This window comes from Legionella nautarum (assembly GCF_001467895.1).
Lineage (GTDB): Bacteria > Pseudomonadota > Gammaproteobacteria > Legionellales > Legionellaceae > Tatlockia > Tatlockia nautarum.
In genome coordinates, this window is record NZ_LNYO01000005.1 from 51,381 (window position 1) to 75,996 (window position 24,616).

The window sequence follows — 24,616 nt, forward strand, 5'->3', positions numbered from 1 at the left end:
TAAATCGCATACTAATGAATAAGAAGCCTCTTGGCAAAACTGGCCCGCTGTATCGGCGGCTGCTGTCTTATGTTAAACCGTTTTGGCCTGTCCTGTTACTGGGTATTTTTGCTAATATTCTTTACTCCATCATTGATGCTGGTTTTACCTACATGATGCGGCCTTTCCTTGATAAAGGGTTTATCCATATTGATCTGGATTTCGTTAAAAAAATTCCTTTTATCGTATTAATAGGGATCACAGTGCGCGGATTAGTCAGTTCCTTGGGTAGTTATTGTATGACCTGGGTAGCCCGTTCAGTGGTCAAAGTGCTGCGCCAGCGCGTTTTTTCTCATATTGTTAAATTACCTGCCGATTATTACGACGAAGCGACTTCTGGACAGCTGCTTTCTAAAATTCTTTACGATGTGGAGCAAGTAGCGCAAGTGAGTGCTGATGCTTTAACTGATTTTGTGCAAAACACCTGCTTAGTCATCGGTTTGCTCACTGTCATGTTTGTGATTTGCTGGCAGTTATCGCTTATGTTTCTATTAACGATTCCTTTTGTTGGCTTCATAGTGGCTTACACCAATAAACGGGTGCGCCGTATTAGTCATAAAGTACAAAAATCGATGGGTGAGGTGACTGAAATTGCTGGTGAAGTGATAGACGGATATCGCGTCGTGCGTATTTTTGGTGGCGAGCAACATGAGATTGAGAAATTCGATCGAGCCACCGAGATTTCCCGAAAAAATGACATGAAAGTAGCTGTCTCAAAAGCGATTAACGTTTCGGGAGTGCAATTTGTTATTGCTGTGGGAATCGCGGTCATTATTTTAGCGGCTATTCAGTTAGCAACCGTCATTACCATTACAGCAGGTTCCTTTCTTGCCATTATCGCGGCGATGCTGCAGCTCATTAAACCGATGAAAACTTTAACCACCTTGAATGCCCAGATTCAACGTGGTTTAGCCGGTGCCGAGAGTGTATTTGATTTGCTTGATAAGCCCGTCGAAAGCAAAAAAGGTAAGCAACTCACGAAGAAAGCAAAAGGCGCTATCGCCTTTGAGCAGGTTAGCTATGCGTATCGACAAGGCCAAGCTGTATTGCATGAGGTGAGTTTTAACATCGCAGCCGGTGAAACAGTCGCTTTAGTAGGCCATTCTGGCAGCGGTAAGACGACCGTTGCCAGCTTGTTACCTCGATTTTATGAACTCAAAAAAGGCCGTATTACTTTAGATGGTGAACCAATTAGTGAAATGGCTTTAGACAGTTTGCGAAAGCAAATTGCCTTAGTGAGTCAGAATGTCACCCTATTTAACGATAGTTTGGCAAATAATATTGCTTATGGCCGTTTTGATGTCAGCCGCGAACAAATCGAGCAAGCGGCGAGCTTTGCTTTTGCAGATGAATTCATAAGACGATTACCTGATGGCTATGACACGCGTGTGGGTGAAAATGGTGTTCTCTTGTCCGGTGGCCAGAGACAGCGTATCGCAATTGCGCGAGCTATTTTAAAAGATGCGCCGATTCTCATTCTGGATGAAGCAACCTCTGCCTTGGACAGCGAATCAGAACGCTATATTCAAGCGGCTTTGGAGCAAATCATGCAAACGCGGACCACTTTAGTCATTGCTCATCGCTTGTCTACAATTAAAAGAGCTAATAAAATTATTGTGATGAATCAAGGGCATGTTGTTGAGCAGGGTACGCATCAACAATTACTGAACGTAGATGGACATTATGCTCAATTGTATCGAGTTCAGAAATTAGGTGTCGACCACGAAGAAGTTATTGCATGAGCTTATTCAATATCGATAAATTATGGTATAAAAAACACCCTTTACGCTGGGTGCTTTGGCCCTTTGCCCTAGTTTATGCGGTTATTACTAAACTTCGTCGTATTTATTTACAACGGTTTCATCAACTACAATTTCCAGTCCCTATCATTGTAGTAGGTAACTTGACCGTAGGCGGTGTGGGAAAAACACCTTTGGTTATTGCTTTAGCAAAGCAACTACAAGCGAAGGGTTTGCGTGTTGGAATTGTTAGTCGGGGTTATGGGGCGTCGCTTAAGCAATTTCCCCACGAGGTTTCTCTTAATGATGCAGCGAATTGGGTTGGCGATGAGCCTTTGTTAATAGCAAAAAAAACAGGCTGTCCCGTGGTTATTGCGCCTAAGCGCGTGCAGGCAGTGCAGTATTTGTTGGATAAGCACCAAAGTCAAATTATCCTCAGTGACGATGGCTTGCAGCACTATGCTATGGGACGAGCGATTGAGATTGTGGTGATCGATGGCTTGCGTCAATTAGGAAATGGGTTATGCTTGCCGGCAGGACCATTGCGCGAAAGTGCCGGACGTTTGCAAAAAAGCGATTTCATTGTGGTAAACGATGGTGAATGGCCAAATGCACATCGGATGAGTTTACAACCGGGCAAGTTAACGCAGCTTGTAACGGGGCGAGAAATTTTGGCTCAGAGTTTGCCGTCGCCAGTAGCGGCTGTTGCAGCAATAGGTCATCCGCAACGTTTTTTTAATAGCTTGCAAAATATGGGATTAGCAATAATAAAATATCCTTTTCCGGATCATCATCATTTCCAGGCAAAGGAATTACAGTTCGTAGCAAAAGCCGTAGTAATGACAGAAAAGGATGCGGTTAAATGCCAATCTTTTGCAGCTGACTCTTGGTATTTTTTACCTGTAGAGGCAAAATTAAGCAACGCATTTTGGCAAGCGCTATGGTCACATGAACAACTACAGGGTTACATTTGAAATGAGACAAATAGGATTGCGCAAGTTAATTGGAAGCTTTGTTTTTCTCACAGCAAGTATTTGTGCTGCGGAATCAGCTAACCCAATAAAAATTGATTCGCAAACGGTTGAAAATAATCTAGCGATAAACAATGCTTCGGAAGCTTATTGGGTATTCTCCGGTATAGTGACTAACGAAAGCGGTGAGCACTACAATTATTATTTCCAAATGCAACGTAAAAACACGCAATTTTATGCTGCAGCTACCCTCATTGATAATCAAAGCAAAGAAGTACTCTTGTTTGAAGAAAGTAACGCGGTGGTTGAAAAGCCTGATGCTAAAAATTGGCGAGTCGGTAAAGCTTTTATGCAGTTTAATCCGATCAATAATAGCTGGGTTTTTGGTGTGAAAACTAATGCAAACAAAGGATTTAATTTTAAAGTTGATATGTTAGGTCAAGCGATTAGTACACCAGTTAGCCAAGATTTGCGCTCTGGGGTTGAGTTACTTATTAATCAAACAGGTCGTTTAAATGGCCATTTACAAACAGGCGATGGTGCAAAAGATCAATTTGTTACCGCAGCTAAAGCCTGGTTTAAGCAAGTGAGGGTAAGTAAACCTCAAGAAAGTTTACATCCATTGACCGGTGTTTTATGCCAATTTAATGACGGATCTGGTTTTTATGCCGTCAATTTACAGGAACCTGATGCTTTAAGAGGAGCTATAGCGGGTTGGCGTGATGGGCAGGGTGCAGCTACCACTATGTCTCAGTTTGTGTCTGTTAAAGAAACAAAACAAGAAGGAATTTGGCGCATTGGGATTCCTTCGCCAAAAATACGTCTCATTTTCCAGGATGCCTTGGCTAGAGAAAAAAGAACCCATCAACTGATTGCCGGTGTTACTGAAGGTGAAATGCCTGGATTTTGCACGATAACTAAAGATGAGATCGGCTAGTTTATCGTTAATAGCTTAGCTCGTTTGTATAGAGTTTAGCGTTTTGAAATGCACAACATATTCTTGAGCCCATTGCCAGGCTTGGCCTTGGTCGAATGAAATTTGAAATGATTTCACCGCTTTGGCATCCAATTCATCCGCTTGCTCATATAATAAGGCAAATTCAACGGTATTTTCTATCAATGGTGATAAAAGAAAGCCTGATTTTGCCATATTCCTAATAAAGCGGTATTGCTTTTTCATGCCATTTTGAAGCTCGAAACTGATTTGTAAGGGAACAGGTTTGAAGAAAAGAATAGCTAACTGTCCTCCCAGCGTTGATTTAATATCAATTTCAGCAAACAAAGGGTGCGTCGTCTTAGGAAGTTCTACGTTCTCCCCTATAAAATGCCGTTCACTGACTAATAATTGCGTAGGGTTTTCGACAATCGAGTTCTTTTTTTGTAAGAATAAGAAATCATTTTTAAAACCAATAGGTTGATAATTGGCAATTAATAAGGGCCAGCTCGATCCGTCTTCTAGAGAGGGGATTCTTTCATCAATCGGTTCTATTCTAAAAATAATATGATCCGGCCTGTTGCCCCCCAATAAATGCCTTCTATTTTTTTCCGCAAAATTGGCAGAAAACACAGAATAGCTTTGAAAGATAGGACGGGGTGACCAGGTATTGGGGGAAGCAATCAAATAGGATTGATTAGAAGAATAGATGTCTGTAGTTCCTGATAAGGAAGGAAAAGGTTCACGTTGTTGCAGAAAATTCATTGCGAGCTCAAAATCCTGCTTAAAACTATTGGGGGACTTAATTCGATGTTCAAGGCCAAACCAGGCTGCTGTGTAAGTGGATTTGAAATTATTAGCAATTGAAATATGCGTGTAATGGCTGTTGATATAAGACCAAGTATTCAGCGAAAAGAGAATAAGAAAGAGCGTTAACTTAGAATTAAACAGGAAAGGAAGGGTCAAAGCAGCAATGAGAATAGAGGAGCTTGCGATGAATGCATGTCCATAGTGACGAGTGAAGCCTGTTTTAAAAGAAAGGAATAAGAAGATAAAAAAAATTCCTAAAATGAATAAGCGAGCGTTCGTTGGGAGTTGTTTCCTCGAGGCAATAAAGAGAAAAATGAGCGCAGAATTCACAAGATATAAAATAATTTCATTAGGAATACCGCCGACTGACATGGCTTCCGTGAAACTAGAAGCGAGAGCAATAGTACTTGTTAAATAGGCCAATAAATGACTCGTGGATTGTCCTGCGGTGAGCCAAAATAGTTCTAATGAGACAAGGGGTGAAAGAAGGCAAATAAGGGCAAATTGATTTTTTTTATTGATTAAAAAATACCCTGCGCAAAGAAGGGCAGTGAATACACATAAGATAAGTAGGGAGCCTTTAATTAAAGGGAATAAACCAAAAGGAGCAAAGAACAAAGCCAAATAGACACTGTGTGTTAAACCCACTGGTTTTTCACAAGCATTTATTTTGAAACAAGCTAAAGCTACCAGTAAGGGGTAAGAGAACAATAAGGAATCCCGCACATAAATCATAGTTACCAGTAGGCCGCAAAAGAGCAGAGTCCAATGCCATTTAATTCCTCTCATTAAAAAGAGAAAACAAATCCAATAGGAAAGAGCCAAATAAAAACTACCACTCATCATCATCAAATCAGTGCTTGGGTGATAAGCTTTGGTATAGATTGCAGAATAAGGACCGAGAGTAAAAACGATGTCTTTACCAAAAGCCAGGCCCTGAGCCAATGCTTGATTCAAGCCGAGAGCCCAGGAGGGATCAAGACCTGGGGCTGGCATTTTGGGTGAAAAGGGCACAAAAACGCTGACGATGATCACTAAGAGAAATGATTTTAAGAAAATCTCACTTAGGGCGTTGAGCTTCAAGCGAGCAAAGGGCTTGATTTCCTTATTCAATGCGCTGTCCTATTATAAGATAGAGTTCGTCATTGTACTGCAGGTAGGCACCATAGGTGAAATGTGAGGAAAAAATGAATTTACGGGATTTGCATTATTTTGTAGTTTTGGCTGAGGTCATGCATTTTGGTGAAGCAGCAAAACGCTGCCATGTGAGCCAACCGACACTCAGTATGCAGATTAAAAAGCTTGAAGATGAATTAGGATTGACTTTGTTTGAGCGGAATAACAAACAAGTGATGTTGACCGAGCAAGGAAAGGCTTTAGTGGGTCGGGTGCGGGAAATTTTAGCGCAGGTGGCAGAAATTAAAGAAATGGCTCGTGCGGCTGCCGATCCCTTTGCTGGCGAGCTGCGTTTAGGGGCAATTCCTACATTGGCACCCTATTTATTGCCTCATGTGATGCCAAAAATTCAAACGAGTTTTCCTAAATTACGTGTCTGGCTAGTTGAAGACAAAACGCATCATTTAATCGATAAATTAACTTCTGGCCAATTAGATGCTGCATTGATGGCGATACCGGTTGAGGGCGAATTTGATAAACAAATTCTTTTTGAAGAGCCTTTTTATTTTGCGGCTGCCGCTCATTCAGGGATAAAAAACAAAACCGAAATACAGATCAAAGAATTAGTTGATCAACCTGTTATGCTTTTGGAAGAGGGGCATTGTTTACGTGAACAAGCGATGTCGGTTTGTCGCTTAGCAAAGGCGGAAATACGTGCTGATTTTACTGCAACCAGTTTAGAAACCTTGCGGCTGATGGTGCAGTCAGGAATAGGAGTCACTCTTTTACCAGCCTTGGCGATTCAAAATACTGAACCAAGCAATTTACAAGTTTTACCCTTTGTTCAACCCGCACCATCCCGTTTAATTGCTCTTTATTGGCGGCCCAGTACTGCAAAGTTGGCTTGTTTAAAAGCGTTAGCCCAATTGATTAGCTCGATTATTAAGCCTTTGTTAGAAAAGATGGATGCGTCAAACGCGTAGCAACTGTCTTGTTTGTGACGATTATTCAGAAAGTTGATGGAGATAAGCCATCCCTACGTCCCGCGATTTGTCCGCGGTATCCAGGCGATCTTCTTTCATACTAAGCTCTCTGGATCCCGCGAACAAGTAGCGGGACGTAGACAGAAGGATTTTTTTAACTATATTTAACCCACAGAAGACTAAAGTTGCCCCATTAGCCCAACTGGTGAATCTTAATTAACATCCCCGCTTGCGGATGATCAAAATAATAAGTATCCCCACCTTTTAATCGTTGTTTTTGCGCAAAGACGAAGGGAGATTGCTTATTGTCAGGCGTTGAGAACAATAATTCGGTAGTCAGCAAATAATAATTGGAGCGTTGAATGCGCAGCGAGCCTTCAAGTTCCCATCCATCGCGATTAATTTTAGGGAGGGCGATGGCGCGCTGACTATCAAGCGGCTGCAACCAAGTGTAATGTAATAAAACACGATATTCAGGTTTTCGATGTAAGGCCCAATATTCTTCTCGTAATTGCGAAGAAGAAGAGGGGAGTAAATGATAAGGGGTCAAATTTTTATTTGCCTCGGTTTGTAAGGGAATAGCTTTAGCAGACTCGGGGGATAAGGTTGAATGGAGGGATAATTCGGGAGTTAGAGCAGAGGTTTGATGCGTGAAGATAATCAGATCGACCTGATAAAATGAAGTCGGATTTTCTCCTGCTTGCCCAACGCAGGACAGGAGGATGAAAACCATCGTAACAGCGATTTTAACCATTTTTTCTTCTTCTTATAATGAGTTTTTGAGAAATTATACCGAGCTGTTATCCAGGTGTCAGTATATTGTTCCTTCGCTTATCTCTTGTTAGAGTGATAATTCCTTTGGATTCCTATTCTCACGGGCAAGTTTGTGGAAATTAAACAGTTAAGTGTTGCTTTTCAAAACAAGGATAAACAGGTTATAGCTGTTGATAAGCTAAATTTTATGTTGCTTCCCGGAGAAACACTTGCTTTGTTGGGTGAATCGGGTTGTGGAAAATCCCTGACTTCACTGGCTTTAATGCGCCTTTTGCCACGCAATGCAGCCTATGGCTGCAGGAGTGAAATTAACATTGAGGGGCAAAATATCTTGGATATTCCTGAGTCCCTGATGCGTGCATTGCGCGGCCGACGAATTGCTATGATTTTTCAAGAACCCATGACTGCGTTAAATCCGGTGCTCACCATTGGTGAACAGCTCGTTGAAATCGTAGAAAAACACCATGGCGGAGTTCGGCGAATGAAACGACGTTTGGTTGAACTTCTCGAAGAAGTAGAGATGCCTAAACCGGAGTTACGGCTGCAACAATATCCACATCAACTATCGGGAGGGCAAAAACAGCGGGTCGTCATTGCCATGGCGTTGGCTGCAAATCCGGAAATATTAATTGCTGATGAGCCCACCACCGCATTGGATGTCACGATTCAAGCACAGATTTTAACTTTATTGAAAAAATTACAACGACAACATCAAATGAGCATGCTGCTCATTACTCACGATTTGGGTGTTGTGAAAGCCGTGGCCGACCGTGTATGCCTCATGTATGCGGGGCAAATTGTTGAACAAGCGGCTGTAGATGATTTTTTTTCCAAAGTTTTGCATCCCTATTCACAGCAATTGCTTGCTTCACTACCGAATTTCAACAAACGACAACAGCGATTGCAGGCTATCCCCGGTGCGGTTCCGACCTTAGATGCTTTACCTGAGGGCTGTCGTTTTCATCCACGTTGCGCGCATGCTTTTTCAATTTGTAATTTTAAAGAGCCGCAATTACAAGTTTTTCAGCAGCGGCAAGTACGTTGCCATTTATATCCCGAACATGAGCAGCCACCGGTGTTAACCTTTGATGAAATAGAGCGCTTGGCTACCAAAGAGAGTCATGAACTGCTATTGCAAGTTAAGCAATTGATGGTTCATTTCTCCACAAAGAGAAAATTGTTTCAACGAAAAATAGAACCGACTAAAGCCGTTGATGGGTTGTCTTTCGATTTATATAAAGGAAAAACCTTAGCCTTAGTCGGTGAGTCAGGATGTGGAAAAACGACCACAAGCCGCGCTTTATTGCGTTTACAAACAATCACTGCGGGTGATATTTATTATCGTGGCCACAAAGTGCGGGCCTTAAAAGGTAGAGGCTTACGTGAGTATCGCAAAAAGGTGCAAATTATTTTTCAAGATCCTTTTTCTTCGATGAATCCACGCATGACGGTGGGTGAGATTTTAGCGGAAGGGATGCTCGCTCAAGGCTTCAGTTCAACTCAGATTCGCAAAAAACAACAGCTCCTTTTAGAACAAGTTAATTTACCTCGAAATAGCCTACATCGCTATCCGCACCAATTTTCTGGGGGTCAGCGCCAACGCATTTGTATAGCACGGGCCCTTGCTACAGAGCCTGAGATATTGATCTGTGATGAGCCAACCAGTGCTCTGGATATTTCGGTTCAGGCACAAATACTGAATCTATTGAAAGATCTGCAACAAGAGTCAGGACTAGCTTATTTATTCATTACGCATAATATGGCGGTGGTTTCCTACATTGCTGATGAGGTCTTAGTGATGCATGACGGCAAAATGGTGGAGCAAGGGAGTTGTGAAAAGATTTTAAAACATCCTGAACAAGCTTATACGCGTCAATTGTTGGCCAGTGTACTACAGATGTAAGTTGGAGTTTTATCTAATCTGCGGTTTTTGCAGCGTGTCCGCTGGGGTCCAGCATTTTAGCGTAGATTTCTAGATACCACGGACAAGCCCCGGTAGGTAGGGACGAGAGTAGGGTTTGCAACAACGCCGGTTTTTGCGGAGGCTGAGAGCCATAGTGCAAGGCCAAAACAATGAGGGTTCTTAGCCCCGCAGGGAGGACAGCAAAGCAAAATAGCAAAAAGTCGTCAGAAACATTAATTTGAATGAGGTTTGCTTTTATGCATAGAGCTTGGCTGTCTCTTCCATATCTTTATCATATTCTTTTTTCTGACCGTTTAACGTGTTAAGCGTTTTTTCGAGAGAAGTTAGCTTAGCTAATAATGAATCTTCGTATTTTTCCGTACCTTCATTCGCTCTCGGTGAAAGCTTTTTCCCTTCAGCGATCGTGCCCATTAATTCTTGGAAACGCTCCTTGTTAGGAAGAGCTTGATAACGATTTAATTTATTTTCTAGCTCATCCACAAAGTCTTCTCTTATTTGAGCATCTGTCTTATAACCAAAGCAACCAAAGAAAAATGCTGCGGTTTGCGAGATAAAATCTTTGAACCAATAAGTCTCAGCCCGTTGATTTAAATACTCTATAAAAATACCTTTCGGTTTTAAATAGTCATTAAAGTATGACCTAATTTGTATTTCAATTTTTTGTTGGTAAGCGATTTCAAACACTTTAGGTTCTCGTGTGAAGTCAGAAAGTGTTTTCCCTTGCAAAGCAATCTGCTCAAGTTCACGTCGTATTGCTTCATTCTTGGTCTTTTTGCTAAGTTCTTCCAAATAAGCTCGATGTTTTTCTAATTCGTTGACCACAATCACAGCTAAACTGTCGAAATGCTCACTAGAAGGACCTACAGGATTAGGAGAAGAAGCAGAGTTAGAGGCTGCTTTAAGTCTGTCAATTTTTTTATTTAATTGCACATAACGCTCATGAATAACTTTTAACTCATCTAGTACTACAAATTGATAAAGTCCTTCTTCCCCAGAAATCAAACTCTTGATTTCTTGAAGTGGACCTTCAAAATCCGGATTATATAAACTGACAATTCCATTCAAAAGCGCTTCATTTTTTTTGACTGCAGCATCAATGTTCCCAACTAATATCTCCCTATCTTCTGGGCTCAGTTCTGGTTGGGTTGTATCCTTGATGAGTTTTTTGTATTCCTTTGCTATGGAATTTAGCTTCTCGCTGAGATAATTATTCAGAGCAACGATATGAGTATCTAATCGAGCGTTGAGTTTTTCATTGCCAAGACCTTTTACCTCGGCTAATTTGTCTTTATTAGCCAAAATCAGTTCTAAAATTATGGGGCCTAATTCTTGTTTTTCAGGATTTGATTCCTTTTCTTTTTTCGTCTCCTCGACGAGCTTACTGTATTCAATTTCTATGGTTGCTAGTTGGCGAAGCTTTTCGACAGTAGCAATTTTAGAGGTCAGTTCTTCGGTCAAATTAGCCATTTGCATGACGCAAGTTTCTCTTTGACCCGTTTTGAGTTGGGTTCTTTTTCTTTGTAATTCTGTAAATTCAAAAACTAGATTTCTGTATTTTACCTGAAATTCTTCAGGGATTGTTTCCAATTGACTTATTAGCTCATACAATTCAGCTAGGCGAAGGCGGGATTCTAATTTAATTTTTTGATCTTGTAGTTTTAGAAGTTCGGCCTCTTCGTCTGAATTCCTACTTGCTAGACTAGTTAGCTCTTGGATAGATTTTGTTAACTCAGCCCATTGATTAAAATCGATTGAATTGCCATCCTCGTCGACCCCTAAGGCTTTCATTTGAACAAAGTAGCTATTATCAATCTTCTCACTGAGTGCTGCGATCGATGTATCACGATGATCCTTCTTAGTGTGGAATAGTTGAAGAATTCCTTCTAAAGAAGAAGAGCCAGTTCTTTCTTGAAGTGCAGCTTCTTTAGCTTCAATCAAGTCTAATAATCGATTACTATTTTCCTCTAAAATTATATCATCAAGATCTTTTTGTTCGTTTTCAATTTTAAATTGTTTGTATTCTAAATGACTATATTCTGCATCCAACAGTGTGTTTTTATGGTAGAGTTTTTCTAGCTGAGCTCCTAATTGAGCCTGCAAAAGAGGTTGTTTTTCATGTAATTTTTTCTTATTTAATTCAACAAGCTCTTCCTCTTTTTCTTTTACACGATCTTCATGAGGTTGTTGTAATTTTAGGCTTTCTTGATAGAGCTGTTGTAAACCATAGAGATTGGATTCAGGGTCAAAGGGCTTAACAGTCTCTGATTCAGCAGGCTTTACGATATTAACAGTTTTTTCTTGTTCTATTGCTCTAAGTTTTCTATCGACCACCTCAATCAAGTCATCTATATCGTAAACGAAATCACTGGGTCTGAGTAGGGTGAAATAATGAGAGCCCATATTCATAATATTGGTGAAGTTGATACCAAGCCTTAGGTTGGCAGCATCGGCTGTTTTGTAACATTTATCAATCGTTGTCCGGGCAAATTCCGTATCAGGATTTTCTAAATACTTTAATAGCTCAGTTTTAGGAACTTGGCTGCTGGATATATAGCGATCGGATTCCACAAACACTGCCCTGTATCTTTTTAAATTTTGTTCTGCTTCCGCTAAAAATAGTTTGCGCTGGGACGCCAGAGCTAAAAGTCTGTCTTGTTCTTTTTGGCACTCAGTGATTTGCTGTTTGGCCTCTTTAATCTGTTCATTTACCCCAGCTACTGCACCATAGTGTACCTCATGAAGATAGCGATCGAAGGTCACATCAGGAGAGACCTGTCGTTTGCGCGCTTGTTCTGACCTTTGAAAGGCGTTAGCTATTTTTTGTTCTTTTTCTTTAAATCGGTCTAGCATTGTTTGCTCAGACATCCTAGCTAAGGCTGCTTCACAATCATTCTTGCTTTTTTTAATTTTTTGAGAGAGTTTGTCAGTGTCGAGCGTTTCTACATCAACTTGGTTAATTTGTTGAGCTAATCTTTCTTTAACCTGCTCAATAACTCGATTATACTCCGCTTTAGGTTCAACTATTGGATGTGTTGGAGCAAGCTCTGTTTCTTCAAAATGAGAGAGCAATTGCTCTAAACGGGCCTTATAGGCTTGTAGGTTTCTTCGGTGGGCGTATAAGCCTTTTTCTGGATCCTCAAGCAGATTTGTATAGGCTTTGATATTAACCTTTAATTGTGATTCTTCCTGCGTAGTGGCATCAGGAAGTTCAATGACGTCCCTATCAGGTTTTTCCGCAATCAGTGCATCAAGCTTATGCCCAACGTCTTTTTCATATGCTAAGCATTGTAAATGATTTTGTTGTTCTTTTACTTGACGAATGCGGTTCTCTGCAACCTCTAATTGTGTTGCAACAGTTTCCTGCCTGGATTTTAATTGGGTGTTAGCCGGAGCAAGTATTTTTTTACAAGCTTCTATAAAACCAGGGGTTTTATTATCAGGAATAGGGTATGCAGACTCTGGATTTAAAAACTTTTGGTGGGCGATTAGCTCATCTTTATACTCTTCTAATTGCTTGATTAATGCCCCACAATGATCGATGTCGTTAGGTATTTCTTCTTCAATGAGTTCCGATGTTTTAACATCCTCGGGAGCAGCTTGCCGATCGAGGAGGAACTCAGCGATTTTCGCTTCGTATTCTTTTAAAACTTCAGGAGCGTTTAGTCGATCTTGTATTAATTGGAGTTGATAGTTAAGCTCAGGAAATATTCCTACCCATTGCTGACCATTTTCGAAGTCTTGAGTTAATGATTTTTGTCCCCTTTCTTTGTATAGGCCGACTACATTTTTAAACTCAAAAGGATCACCATTGTAGAGCTCTACCCAGAGTTTTTGTACTATTTGCTCTAGCTCCTTGATTTCTTCACTTATTTTTTCTTTTTCTTCCTTTGGCTCTTTTGTTTTCTTTTCGGCAGACTCAATATTATCTGAGTTCGAATTCAAAGATTCCTCTGTTAATTCTAATTTTTCTAATTTTAATTTTTTCTTTTCGATAGCGATAATATTATCTAATAGAGGCGAACTCATAAATTCGTCTGGCAATACTAATTTTAAATTTTCTTCATGCCAACGTTGATTAAACGCTTTAAATCCATCGACTACTTCTCTTAAGTTTGGTATTTTTTCAAGCTTGTTTTTTAACTCCTGCAATTTTTCCAATTGTTGTTTTAAGAATTCTTCCTCACCCTCGATTAACTCACTCTTAAGCAACTCTCCATTTAATCGCAACTGTCCTTCGATTTGTTGGATGAGTTCAAAATGCTCTTCTCTAAATTTTATAAACTGAATATATGAGGATTCATTATCCCTCAGCTCTCTTCGTTCTAATTTTTTTCTTAAATAGTTTAGATGTTCGACAGTATTGGCTTCGTAAATTTCCATGCGTGCATTTAATACAGCTTGCATGTTAAGTAAAGTGGGGAGCACTTGTTTTTTCAAATAATTTTGGAACAATCCAGGAAAGATTGAAAGCGCTTCCATTTTTTCATCGGCTTTCTTGGGAATTAATTTGTCTAAAAATTTCTGTAATGCTATACCAGCATAATAAGTTTTCTCATCAACAATTTTCGGTACCCAGCTTGCGTTGCCTAAGTATTGAAAATTCTGAGCAACTTCAGAACTATTTGTCCCCGCTGATATCATGCCATCTATTATTTCAGTAAGATGAGCAATATTATACAGCGCTTGCAGTACCTTATCGGAATAGGGCGAACTCTCTGGAACAGTCAAATTTTGGCTAGTGCTTTCATCCAGGCTAAAAGTCATGCCTTTAGGAAGTAGTTCCGGGTTTACAAAATGCTTTTGACTCTCATCAATTTGAGCCATTCCTGTACTGTCATGCTGTAGGGGTGACTTGAACTTAACATGCTCAGGGGCAGCATTATCTTGGGGGGCAGATGGCAATGGTTTCTTACCCGCTTTAATGCGGTTTAAGTCCTCTTTAAGTTCTTTTAATGCTTCAGCTAAAATTGTCATAATACAACCCTTTATATTGGTTGTTAAAAAAATTGGCGAGTAAAAATTATTTTTAGATGTTTTAATTGTATCTAATTTATATTAACGGAATATTAACATATGGGCAGGGTGTTTTATAAAAAGACACTCCATTGCGGAGTGTCTTAAGGTGCGTTAGCTGATGCGAGCACTAAGAAAATTAGTAAGTTCGGCTAAACTAACGCTAATGACCTCATTACTATTTCTTGCTTTGTATTCAATAGCATGTTGCTGCAAATTGCGCTCACTGACTACAATACGATGAGGAATCCCCATTAAATCACTGTCTGCAAATAACACGCCAGGGCGCTCGTTTCTATCATCAAGTAATACATCGTAACCTAGCTGAAGCAGTTGCTGGTAAATGGATTCGGCGCTTTCTTTGACTTGAGGCGAGCGATGGCTGTTGATAGGCACAATAACTAATTGAAATGGTGCTATATTTTGCGGCCAAACAATACCATTTTCATCGTGATGTTGCTCGATGGCAGCGGCAACAACGCGCGTAATGCCTAAGCCATAACAACCCATCATCATGGTTTGCAATTGACCTTCTTCATTGATGACGGCTGCATTCATCGCACGAGCATACTTATCACCCAATTGAAAGACGTGGCCGACCTCAATTCCTCGGCAAGAACGTAATTGTCCTTGATTATCAGGACTAATATCGCCTTCTTTCACTTTACGAAGATCATAGGCTTCTTGGTACTGCGCGTCTCGTTCCCAGGCTGCATGTTGATAATGTTTATCCACTTGATTGGCGCCACAGATGAAAGAGCTGAGAGCTAATGCATGATGATCGACAATAATTGGAATATTTAAACCAATAGGGCCAATATAGCCGATAGAGGTTTTTAAGCTTTGTTGAATGAGCTCATCGTCAGCGAGGCATAAAGGTGATTTAACTAGGGGGTGCTTACTTGCTTTGACTTCATTTAATTCATCGTCCCCGCATAAAACTAAAGCGACTAAAGGAGTTTCCTTTCCTTGAACAATTAAAGTTTTTACTAACTGTTTGCTCTCCACGCCTAAAAAAGCGGCAGCCTCGGCAATTGTTTTCTGATTGGGAGTGTCAACGAGGGTCATTTCTGCTTTAGGAAGAGAACTTGCTTTTTCAGGTAGTAACGAAGTTGCTTGCTCCACATTGGCCGCATAGCTGCTGCCATCGCTATAGAAAATTAAATCTTCACCGGAGTCAGCGAGAACTTGGAATTCATGGGATGCTGAACCGCCAATCGCACCAGTATCTGCTTCCACAGCTCGATAGCGTAAGCCCAAGCGATCAAAGATGCGGCAATAAGCTTCATACATATCGTCATAGGTTTGTTGTAAGCTCTCTTGGCTTAAATGAAAAGAATAAGAATCTTTCATGATGAATTCACGAGCCCGCATCACGCCAAAACGTGGTCTAATTTCATCGCGAAATTTAGTTTGGATTTGATAGAAATTAACCGGTAATTGCTTATAAGATTGCAGTTCATTCCGCATTAAATCAGTAATTACTTCTTCATGGGTTGGGCCAAAACAATATTCACGCTTATTGCTGTCACACATGGTTAAAAGTTGGTCACCAAAGGTTTCCCAACGTCCCGTTTCCTGCCAAAGTTCAGCAGGTTGCACTGCGGGCATGAGTACCTCCATTGCCTTGGCACGATTCATTTCTTCGCGCACGATTTGTTCAACTTTGCGCAACACTTTAAGGCCAAGAGGTAACCAGGTATAGAGTCCTGAGCCTAATTTACGAATCATACCTGCTCTTAACATGAGCTGATGCGAGACAATCTCTGCATCATTTGGAGTTTCTTTGAGAGTAGTTATTAGCCATTGAGATGCACGCATGCTAGCTCCTGATGGGGTAAAAATCGATATCGATAATAGAATAGGTAAGAAATTATACCCAAGCTAGTTCGAAATGCTAGATTCTAAAAAATAGGTTGAGCCTTGGCCCAACAAAAGCATTAATAAATTAGCTTTATTTATGTTCAATTAGATGGATGTCTGGCTAATGCCCGCCTATGTATTGAGCAAATAAAAAGATTCCTGTATTTTGAAAGTCCGCATAGGAGATTAGCAAATGAATACCATTGCCCTCATTCAAACTTTCTGTAAAGTGGTGCAATGCCGCAGTTTCACTGGCGCTGCTAAACAATTAGCAATCTCGCCAGCCGCTGTCAGTAAGCAAGTGAGTTTACTGGAGTCTGAGTTGGGAGTTTCTTTATTGGAACGCACGACACGTAAAGTTTTATTGACTTCCGTGGGTGAAGCCTATTATCAAGAGGTGCAAACGGTGTTGCAGGCTCTAGAGCAAGCAAATTCGATCATCAGTGCATCGCAAACAGAGCCGCAGGGATTATTGCGGGTAAAAAGTTCACGCTATTTTGCCGAAACAATTATTTTGCCACGGCTGCCTGCTTTTTCTGCTCACTATCCTCAAATTAAGGTCGATCTGCAAATTGGAGAGCAAATTCCTCATTTACTCGATGAAGGACTTGATGTAGTTTTTGGTATGTCAACGCAGGTTGCTTCAAATTCAATTCAAAAGAAAATAACCACGACCCGTTATGTATTTTGTGCTTCGCCAGAGTATCTAGCGCGTTTTGCTAGCCCAGAAAAACCAAGCGATTTGCAGCGCCATCATTATTTAACCCACAGTATGCGTAATCCTAATGATCAATGGATTTTTCCTTCAGGCGAAACGATCTATTTGAATCCTGTACTTTATCTGAATGATGCGGCAGCACTTTGTGATTCGGCTTGTCGAGGATTAGGGATTATTGCACTTCATCATTATCAAGTTGCAGAAGCCCTAAAAGCAGGCAAGCTGGTTGAAGTGCTACCAAAGTATCGTATGCCGCTTATCCCTGTTTATCTTTTTTATCATCCTGCACGATTCATACAACCTAAGCTGCGGGTTTGGATAGAAACCATGACTGCTGATTTAGCTTCATTCATGTAATGCGTATTACGAAAACAAGATAACTTTTTTTTTGTATTATTTATGGTAGAATTGGCCATTTTTTGATTTTGGTTATTCTATGGCACTTGATTTTGATGGAATTAAAGACAATCAAAACAAGCTCAATCAACAGATTATTGATTGGAATTCTGCGGTTGAGAGAGATAAATTATTTAAAGAACGTCAAAGACATTTTGAACGGCAAAAAAAACAGATTTTGCATCTAGATACCCTCCATTTAAATTCTGATTGGTTTAGTTTTGAGAATGTATTACTGGCATTAAAGCTACAAATTGACTCTTTTAGAAATTCACAAGCTCTGGATGCTAAATCTAAAATCGATCTTCACCTTCATTTATTGGTAGCCCTCGAATTATTGAATGAGCAGAGCCTCACTCATCGTAAACCCCAAATCGAACAGAGAAAAACTGAACGCTTAGCGATTATTTTGCGGCTTCAGCAGTCAATTGACTCAGCACTTGTGACACTTGCTCCCAACCAAGAAAGGGTTTTCACCATTAACTTAGCTGAGTTTAGAGTCGATTATGAGAAAGCTTATCTGAGTCAACATGGCCAGGGTTTTTGGGGATTTTTTAGTTTACCAATTAAATATTATTTTCGCCAAAATTCACGCCCAGAAGAGCTTAGATTTATCGAAGACGTCAATATTTATTTACAAAATGGCGCAGGTGCTGCACTTGCCCCGCTAGCCAAAGAAAAGTTTAAGTTAAGCGCTTTGAATTTAGTACGGTTTAAGATTAGTATGGAAGATCGTGGCAAGAATAGTCTACTGAACCGTCTCATTGAAGCTCGAATAGAAAATGCTGGTTTATCTGCTAATGAGAGCATGGCGGTTATTAGAAATTTTATTCCCTTGTGCCAAAGCTGCAACATTAATATTCCAGAATGCCTCGTTACTAATTTTGAAAATAATTATAGAGTAGCCATCTAGGGGTCTAACAATTAACCGTTCGGGCTCTGCGATATCCCCACGAAATTAACTATCCCGTTCGCACCGAGGAAGGGCGCAGCGCTGTCTCGAAGTGCTGCCAAAAGCTCCCCCTTCGAGAGCCTCAGGGCAGGCCTTCGAGAACCTCGGGACAGGCCTTCGAAAACCAAGCCTTCGAGACGCACGCCATGCGTGCTCCTCAGGCTGAACGGAATAAAATGTATACAAATTCTTTAGAGATTCATTTTGTGGGGATACCTCAGAGGCAGAAAACGGAGCCAGATAAAATAGGAGTCCATTCCTCAATTCTCCCTAAGCATCCAATCCCGCTGAACTCAGTATTTTCTGCACTTTTTCAGCCAAATTATTCTCTTTTGCGTGATCAAGATGCTTCAAGGTTGGTGAGTAGTCATTAAAAGCTACTTTACCTGTATTGACGTCATAAATAGCACCTACTAAACCGATGCTTTCTTGCTCAATCATTAATTTTAAAATTTGGCTATCGTGATAAATTTGTTGCAAGGTATTAGCAATATTAAGCTCAGTAACATTCTTTACAAAATGATCGTTTTTAGAGGTTCTATCGCTTGTTGTTTCTGTTTCAGCAGAGACCGCAGGCTGAATCTTAGCAAGCAGCTGAGTAATATGTCCTTTCTCAACGTGATCACAAGCTGCTTGAATAGCGCCGCAGCGAGTATGACCTAAGACGACAATTAACTTTGTGCCCACAACGTGACAAGCATATTCTATACTGGCTAAAATATCTTCGTTAACCACATTTCCTGCAATCCGCACGCAGAAGATATCGCCGAAACTCATATCAAAAATGGTTTCTACGGGTACACGCGAATCAATACAGGCTAAAACCACGGCAATTGGATGCTGTGTTTTAGCGGTATATTTAATATCAAGTTTAGTAACTCGATGGATACGCGTGTCTTTAAGAAAACGCTGATTACCTTCTCGCAAGATATTAAGTACTTGGTGAGGCATTAAATTAGACTGAACGTCGTAGGTGGTTACATTGATAAAATCAATATAATTATGGATATCATATTTTTCTTGGAAACCAACTAAATTGAGTGAGATTTGCTTTAATGGTGCCTGCTCCTGTTGGAATTCTTTAATAAATTCAATGATTTCTTTATCAATATAATTGGAATACCGCGCATCGATGATGAGCTGAGAATTCCTAGGTATTGAACTAAGCTCAGCCACTAAAGAGGCTTTATTTAAAAAGGTAATCTGTTGGGGTAAAACTAAACGGTTTGTTTCACCGGTTGTGTAAATTTCTTTGATAATATCCAAACGAGCAGTGGAATTGGATTTTAAAATATAAAATAGACTTATTGCCAACCCTATGAGTATACCCGTTAAGAGATTAAAGATGACAATACTGATAACGGTTGCAATAAATGGGATAAATCGATCTAAGCCCTGCTGGTAAATAGCGCGATATATAGAGGGTTTAGTAAGCTTATATCCGGTGAAAATCAAAATAGCTGCTAATGAAGATAAAGGTATTTTATTGAGCCAATCTTCAATGAGTAGTACGGCTAAAAACAGAAATATCCCATGTAATATCGTAGACATCTTTGTTTTTGAACCCGCTTGGATATTGACAGAGGTTCGCACAATTACTGAGGTCACTGGAATACCGCCGATTAAGCCAGCAGCAAAGTTTCCGAATCCCTGAGCAACCAACTCCCGATCTTTAGAACAATAGCGGTGTTTCTTATCCAGTTTTTCACCCGCTTTAACATTAAGCAAGCTTTCCATTGAAGCAACAATAGCAATGATAAAAGCATAAAGATAAATCTTAGGATTAGACCAAGCTGACCATGCAGGATACTGCAATTGACTTAATAAATCCGTAAAACCATTGTGGCTTGGAATATTAACGAGATGAGGATAATTTTGTGCAAAAGAGGAATCCGTAAACTGGAAGATTTCATTAATTAAAATACCAGCAATCACGACGATAATTGGCGCCGGAATTCCTTTAAGCCATTTTACTTGTGTTTTTTCAAAGTAAATTAATAAAGCAAAAGAAATAAGTGAAATAATGGAAGCCCCAGTATTAATATGATGAGATAACTCATAGAGAGGATTAAGCGCAAGACCTTCAGTGGATTCTAAAAGATGGCTTTCAAGTTCTTTAAGATCGCTTGATAAAGTGAAGGCTAAAGGCAGTTGTTTAATAATTAATAGAATTCCAATTGCACATAAAAGGCCCTGTACAACATTTGAGGGAATATAATCAGCCACAAAGCCTGCGCGCAAGCTACCTACGATAACTTGGAGAATACCTGCTAGTACTAAGGCTAGTAGGAAACTATTAAAATCTCCTAACTGAGAAAGCGCGGCTAAAACCACCGCAGCCATCCCTGCTGCAGGACCACTTACACTTACCTGTGATCCACTTAACACTCCAACAACAATTCCACCAATTATTCCCGATATTATTCCAGAGAATAAAGGTGCGCCCGAGGCGAGAGCGATACCTAAACAGAGAGGGACTGCGACGAGAAAAACAACAATAGCTGCTATAAAATCAAATTTTAAATGACGCTGTTGGTAAATCCTTAATTTACGGAAACCAGTATTCATTGTTTCTACCATAATTATACACCCCATGTTTTTGGTGGCTGCAATAGTAACCTAAGTTACATTGTCTTTACAAGAAAGATATATTTCTTAACTTTTTTGTAAATATCGTAAGAGTCTAGCAAAGCGCTAAAAGATCGGTTCTAGAAGCGATTTTTATCCCTAGAAAAACCAAAACCTGGCTCGCTTAACTCTTTATTTATCAGAGGATTTTTTCACAGTTTTCTTAAGAAAATATTATTAGAAAAAAATTTCACAGTTGGTAATTTTTTTGACTGGATCAGGGGGGCAAACAGATGAGACTTAACTGCTGCGGCCAGGAATTACAAAAGTTGATTTCACTGTTATCAGAGCAGGTGGCTTAACTCAAAACAGGGAGATCTCCTGGGTCAAGATAATTTTAGGGAGCGAATTTGAGGAGAGGTTCTGGTTGCAAGCAACCGAATCTTAGCCATATCTCTGACAACCCAGTCCAGCTTTTCTCCGATGTCCCGCGGCTAGTCCGGCGTTGTTGCAAACTCTATTCTCGTCCCTACGTACCGCGGCTTATCCGCGGTATCCAGGCGATCTTCTTTCATACTGAGATCTCTGGACCCGCGAACAAGTCACGGGACGCTGAGAGAGAGTTCAACTATGCAACAACGCGGATTAGCCGCGAGGCGTAGGAACGGTGTGACTAAGATACAGTTACAGCAGCCACGCTATACTTGTTCTTCTTCAACCAACTCTGGCATTTCTTCTTCAAATAATAGAGACTCAAGTTCAGCTCTATTTGCATTAATCAGCTGATTTTCCAAGTTTTTGAATTGCCATAAATCTTGATCCATCAATTGGCTGGGCTTAATACTTTGTAAAGCATGCAAAATATTACTTGGAACTTTGGGATTCTCTTCGGCAAGTTGATCAATAAGCCTTCCAATCCTTTTGCGAGCGAGGTTTTCCTGAGAACCACATAAGTTGCAGGGAATGATAGGAAAAGCCTGTTCTCCCGCAAATTTGATGATGTCTCGTTCCTGAACATAGCAAAGCGGACGGATAACGATGTGTTTTTTATTATCACTTAATAACTTTGGCGGCATAGAACGTATATCACCATTGTAAAGAATAGACATCATTAAGGTACGAATTAAATCATCCCGATGGTGGCCTAGAGCAATTTTTGTATAACCATGTTCTTCAGCATAGCGATAAATAATGCCGCGTCGCAATCGCGAGCAAAGTGAACAGTAGGTTTTGCCCTCAGGTACTTTCTCTTTAACGATACTATAAGTGTCGCGAGTCAAAATCTCATGCGGAATGTTTCTTTGATGCAGCCATTCGCGTAATTGACTGTCGTCCCAGCCAGGCTGGGCTTGATCTAAAGTAAAGGCAAACAGCTCAAATTTATTATTCGAGCGTCGTCGTAAATGATGCAATATAGTGAGCAGGGTAAAGGAGTCTTTGCCACCAGATAAACAGACCATCACTCGGTCACCACGCTGAATCATATTGAAATCAGCAATCGCTTTACCTGTGTAGTGTAATAATTTTTTTTCGATAATTGTGGGGTTCGTAGACATAAGACAACCTAATAAGATGAAATTTAACGGATGAAAAAACAGATTCATTAATCAATCTTTCGTCCGCGATGAGCGTTATTTGGTAACATTATCCGAAATTTGGGGCGGGAAGCCAGTGATACGAGTTGTTTCTAACCAAGAATTAACCTCTTCAAGATCATTAACATTCAAAGTTCCTGCTAAATATTTTAAATTTAAAAAAGCATTGATTAGATTGTATTGATCACTTGCAAGCTGTTGTTGAGCTTCAAACAGCCGCTGCTGTGCATTAACCACATCAACCATGGTTCGTGTTCCCACTTGAAATTGAGCTTCAGTGCTTTCTAAAGAGTTTTGTTGAGAAATAATAGTTTGTCGATCGGCTTTTACTTTTGAAATGCCATCGATAATTGTATTAAAGGCGATACGGCTGTTGACTTCAACGTCGCGGTAAGTTTGCTCTAAGAGTTGGCTTGAAGTCTGAAAATCATATTGTGCTTGCCTTGTTTTCGCTTCAACCAATCCGCCTTGAAAGATAGGAAAGTTCATTGCAACCGCCAAATTAGCAGTCGTTTGCTTAGAAGGAACGAAAAATGAGGTTGTGGAGTTAGAATTGATGTTGGATTGAATATGGGTTTGTGTTGCATTACCTTGCAAGGCAAAAGTCGGCCAGCTGGCGGCTGATTGTGTTTTAATGTTTTCACGTGAAGACAGCAAACGGTATTTAGCCGAAAAAAGCTTATAATTTTGTCTTAAGCCTGTATTGACCCATTCAGTCACATTATCAGGTTCGGGTTTAACCAATGGGATGCGGCTATCTCGAAGAGGGGAGAGGTGCTCGTATACATGATTGGTTAATTTGCGGAGATTTTCATTTTGATTGATCTGATTATTTCTCGAAGAAATCACTTGAGCAACGGATTGATCATAAGCTGCTTTGGCTTCGTAGACCGAAGTAATCGCATCTAAACCTACTTTAAAGCGCTGCTCCGCTTGATCAAACTGGCGTTTATTGGCCCGTTTTTTTGCTTCAGCAAAGTTGAGCGTATCTTTGGCCAACAAGACCTGAAAATAGGCACTGGCAGTTCGTAAAATTAAATTTTGTGCGGCATCATTGAAGGTGGCTTGTGACGCTTTAACTGAGGCTTTGGCCTGTTGAACCTTAGACCAGGCTTGGTAATTAAAAAGCGCTTGGGATGAATTAACCTGCCATTGATTAGAATTGTAAGTACTCACCAAAGAGCCACCCGAGGTCACCACATTCTCATAGTTACGAGAGATTTGTCCCTTTATACCGACTTGCGGGTATAAAGCGGAGCGAGCTTGAGGTATTGCTTCGGAGCTGGACATATAAGTGCTATAGGCTTGCTTAAATAGAGGATCATTATCCAGCGCTTGCTGGTAGATATCCATCAAATCGGTTGCGTGCGACATGAAAGGTACGCCGAAAGCGAACAGCAAGCATAATAGCGTTTTTTTCATACAAAATTGTCCTAGAAAACAAATTCTTTGCGTTTTAACTTATCAATCAAAGGTGGGGTGCATGTTTCAAATAACACATGGCCATGCCAACTACCGTCGTGAGCTAATTGATGCAATTGCCCTTGCATAACGGGCTCTTTACCGACGATAGCAAATAATTTGCCTCCAGGTAAGATTTGTAAGCGATGCGTTTCGGTTATTGTTTCAACTGCTCCTGTTAAAATCACCACATCATAAGGGGCTTTATCTAGCCAGCCTCGGCAAGCATCACCAGTAATAAGTTCAACGTTAGTACAGCGATGTTCATTGAGTTTGCGTCGCGCATAGCTAGTAAAATCAGAGAAATAATCGATACTCAATACTTTTTTACTTAAGCGGCTTAGGAGCGCTGTTAAATAGCCAGTTCCTGTGCCTACTTCTAAAACCGTTTCATGACCGCGAAGAGCCAACTCCTGCAGGAGTATGCCTTCTTCTAAAGGCGTCAGCATCCGCTGAGCATGCGCCAAAGGAATTTGCATATCTGAATAGGCAAATTGCTCCATATCAGAGGGGACAAACTCTTGGCGTGGGATTTCATTGAAAAGAGAGAGAATTGTTTCATTAAGAACATTACCAGTACGAAGTTGCTGTTTGAGCATGTTAATTCGTGCGTTTTGACTTGTAGTCATCAGTTCACCATCACATTAAATATCCGCCTATGCTCAACATTCAACTCGTTCAAGTTGCACTGTAGAGTGAATTATAAGCATAACCTAGGTTAAAACGTTGCGATGATTTTAGCAAGAATTGAGAAAAGGTG

The 24,616-nt window shown here is 40.4% G+C and carries 15 protein-coding genes; 7 read left to right on the forward strand and 8 right to left on the reverse strand.

The window, feature by feature from the left end; genetic code table 11:
- The first annotated feature begins 14 nt into the window (after positions 1–14).
- Genes msbA through Lnau_RS02375 form a run of 3 tightly spaced genes read left to right on the forward strand, consistent with a single transcriptional unit; the run spans position 15 to position 3,686 of the window.
- The gene (gene msbA, locus Lnau_RS02365) at positions 15–1,781 is read left to right on the forward strand and encodes a lipid A export permease/ATP-binding protein MsbA (RefSeq protein ID WP_058503555.1); all 1,767 of its coding nucleotides are present in this window, start codon (positions 15–17) and stop codon (positions 1,779–1,781) included.
- Positions 1,778–2,752, forward strand: coding sequence for a tetraacyldisaccharide 4'-kinase (gene lpxK, locus Lnau_RS02370; protein WP_058503556.1), 975 nt, complete (start codon positions 1,778–1,780; stop codon positions 2,750–2,752). The genes msbA and lpxK overlap by 4 nt, the downstream gene beginning before the upstream one ends.
- Before the next feature lies 1 nt (position 2,753).
- A complete protein-coding gene (locus Lnau_RS02375; protein WP_065240231.1) occupies positions 2,754–3,686 on the forward strand; it encodes a hypothetical protein in 933 nt (310 codons plus the stop codon).
- A gap of 15 nt (positions 3,687–3,701) precedes the next feature.
- Here the strand turns inward: Lnau_RS02375 and Lnau_RS02380 are convergent, their stop codons facing one another.
- Positions 3,702–5,606: a hypothetical protein gene (locus tag Lnau_RS02380; protein ID WP_058503557.1), complete on the reverse strand. Its 1,905-nt coding sequence runs from the start codon at positions 5,604–5,606 to the stop codon at positions 3,702–3,704.
- 74 nt (positions 5,607–5,680) lie between these two features.
- On the opposite strand from Lnau_RS02380, the gene Lnau_RS02385 reads away from it, so the two are divergent.
- Entirely contained in the window at positions 5,681–6,592 is a 912-nt protein-coding gene (locus Lnau_RS02385; RefSeq protein WP_058503558.1) for a LysR substrate-binding domain-containing protein, read from the forward strand.
- 193 nt (positions 6,593–6,785) lie between these two features.
- On the opposite strand, the gene Lnau_RS02390 is transcribed toward Lnau_RS02385, so the two are convergent.
- Positions 6,786–7,346, reverse strand: coding sequence for a CsiV family protein (locus Lnau_RS02390; RefSeq protein WP_058503559.1), 561 nt, complete (start codon positions 7,344–7,346; stop codon positions 6,786–6,788).
- A gap of 132 nt (positions 7,347–7,478) precedes the next feature.
- On the opposite strand from Lnau_RS02390, the gene Lnau_RS02395 reads away from it, so the two are divergent.
- Entirely contained in the window at positions 7,479–9,269 is a 1,791-nt protein-coding gene (locus tag Lnau_RS02395; RefSeq protein ID WP_238585903.1) for an ABC transporter ATP-binding protein, read from the forward strand.
- Positions 9,270–9,524: 255 nt separating this feature from the next.
- Here Lnau_RS02395 and Lnau_RS02400 read toward each other — a convergent pair whose 3' ends face one another.
- Both Lnau_RS02400 and Lnau_RS02405 read right to left on the reverse strand, forming a co-directional pair.
- Positions 9,525–14,264, reverse strand: a complete 4,740-nt coding sequence (locus Lnau_RS02400; RefSeq protein WP_058503561.1) for a coiled-coil domain-containing protein — start codon at positions 14,262–14,264, stop codon at positions 9,525–9,527.
- A 153-nt stretch (positions 14,265–14,417) separates the two neighbouring features.
- Positions 14,418–16,124: a proline--tRNA ligase gene (locus Lnau_RS02405; protein ID WP_058503562.1), complete on the reverse strand. Its 1,707-nt coding sequence runs from the start codon at positions 16,122–16,124 to the stop codon at positions 14,418–14,420.
- Between the two features lie 235 nt (positions 16,125–16,359).
- On the opposite strand from Lnau_RS02405, the gene Lnau_RS02410 reads away from it, so the two are divergent.
- Both Lnau_RS02410 and Lnau_RS02415 read left to right on the forward strand, forming a co-directional pair.
- Positions 16,360–17,241 carry a LysR family transcriptional regulator gene (locus Lnau_RS02410; protein WP_058503563.1) on the forward strand — a complete coding sequence of 294 codons (882 nt, stop codon included), beginning with the start codon at positions 16,360–16,362 and terminating at the stop codon, positions 17,239–17,241.
- Positions 17,242–17,320: 79 nt separating this feature from the next.
- Positions 17,321–18,193: a hypothetical protein gene (locus Lnau_RS02415; RefSeq protein WP_058503564.1), complete on the forward strand. Its 873-nt coding sequence runs from the start codon at positions 17,321–17,323 to the stop codon at positions 18,191–18,193.
- A gap of 309 nt (positions 18,194–18,502) precedes the next feature.
- Here the strand turns inward: Lnau_RS02415 and Lnau_RS02420 are convergent, their stop codons facing one another.
- The 4 genes from Lnau_RS02420 to Lnau_RS02435 form a co-directional block, all read right to left on the reverse strand.
- Complete coding sequence (locus tag Lnau_RS02420) at positions 18,503–20,812, reverse strand: bifunctional SulP family inorganic anion transporter/carbonic anhydrase (RefSeq protein WP_058503565.1); 2,310 nt, start codon at positions 20,810–20,812, stop codon at positions 18,503–18,505.
- 686 nt (positions 20,813–21,498) lie between these two features.
- On the reverse strand, positions 21,499–22,356 hold the full coding sequence (gene ttcA / locus Lnau_RS02425; protein ID WP_058503574.1) for a tRNA 2-thiocytidine(32) synthetase TtcA: 858 nt from the start codon (positions 22,354–22,356) through the stop codon (positions 21,499–21,501).
- 75 nt (positions 22,357–22,431) lie between these two features.
- Positions 22,432–23,817 (reverse strand): TolC family outer membrane protein, encoded by a 1,386-nt coding sequence (locus Lnau_RS02430; protein ID WP_058503566.1) that lies wholly within the window; start codon positions 23,815–23,817, stop codon positions 22,432–22,434.
- A gap of 11 nt (positions 23,818–23,828) precedes the next feature.
- Positions 23,829–24,485, reverse strand: coding sequence for a protein-L-isoaspartate O-methyltransferase family protein (locus tag Lnau_RS02435; RefSeq protein WP_058503567.1), 657 nt, complete (start codon positions 24,483–24,485; stop codon positions 23,829–23,831).
- Between the last annotated feature and the right edge of the window lie 131 nt (positions 24,486–24,616).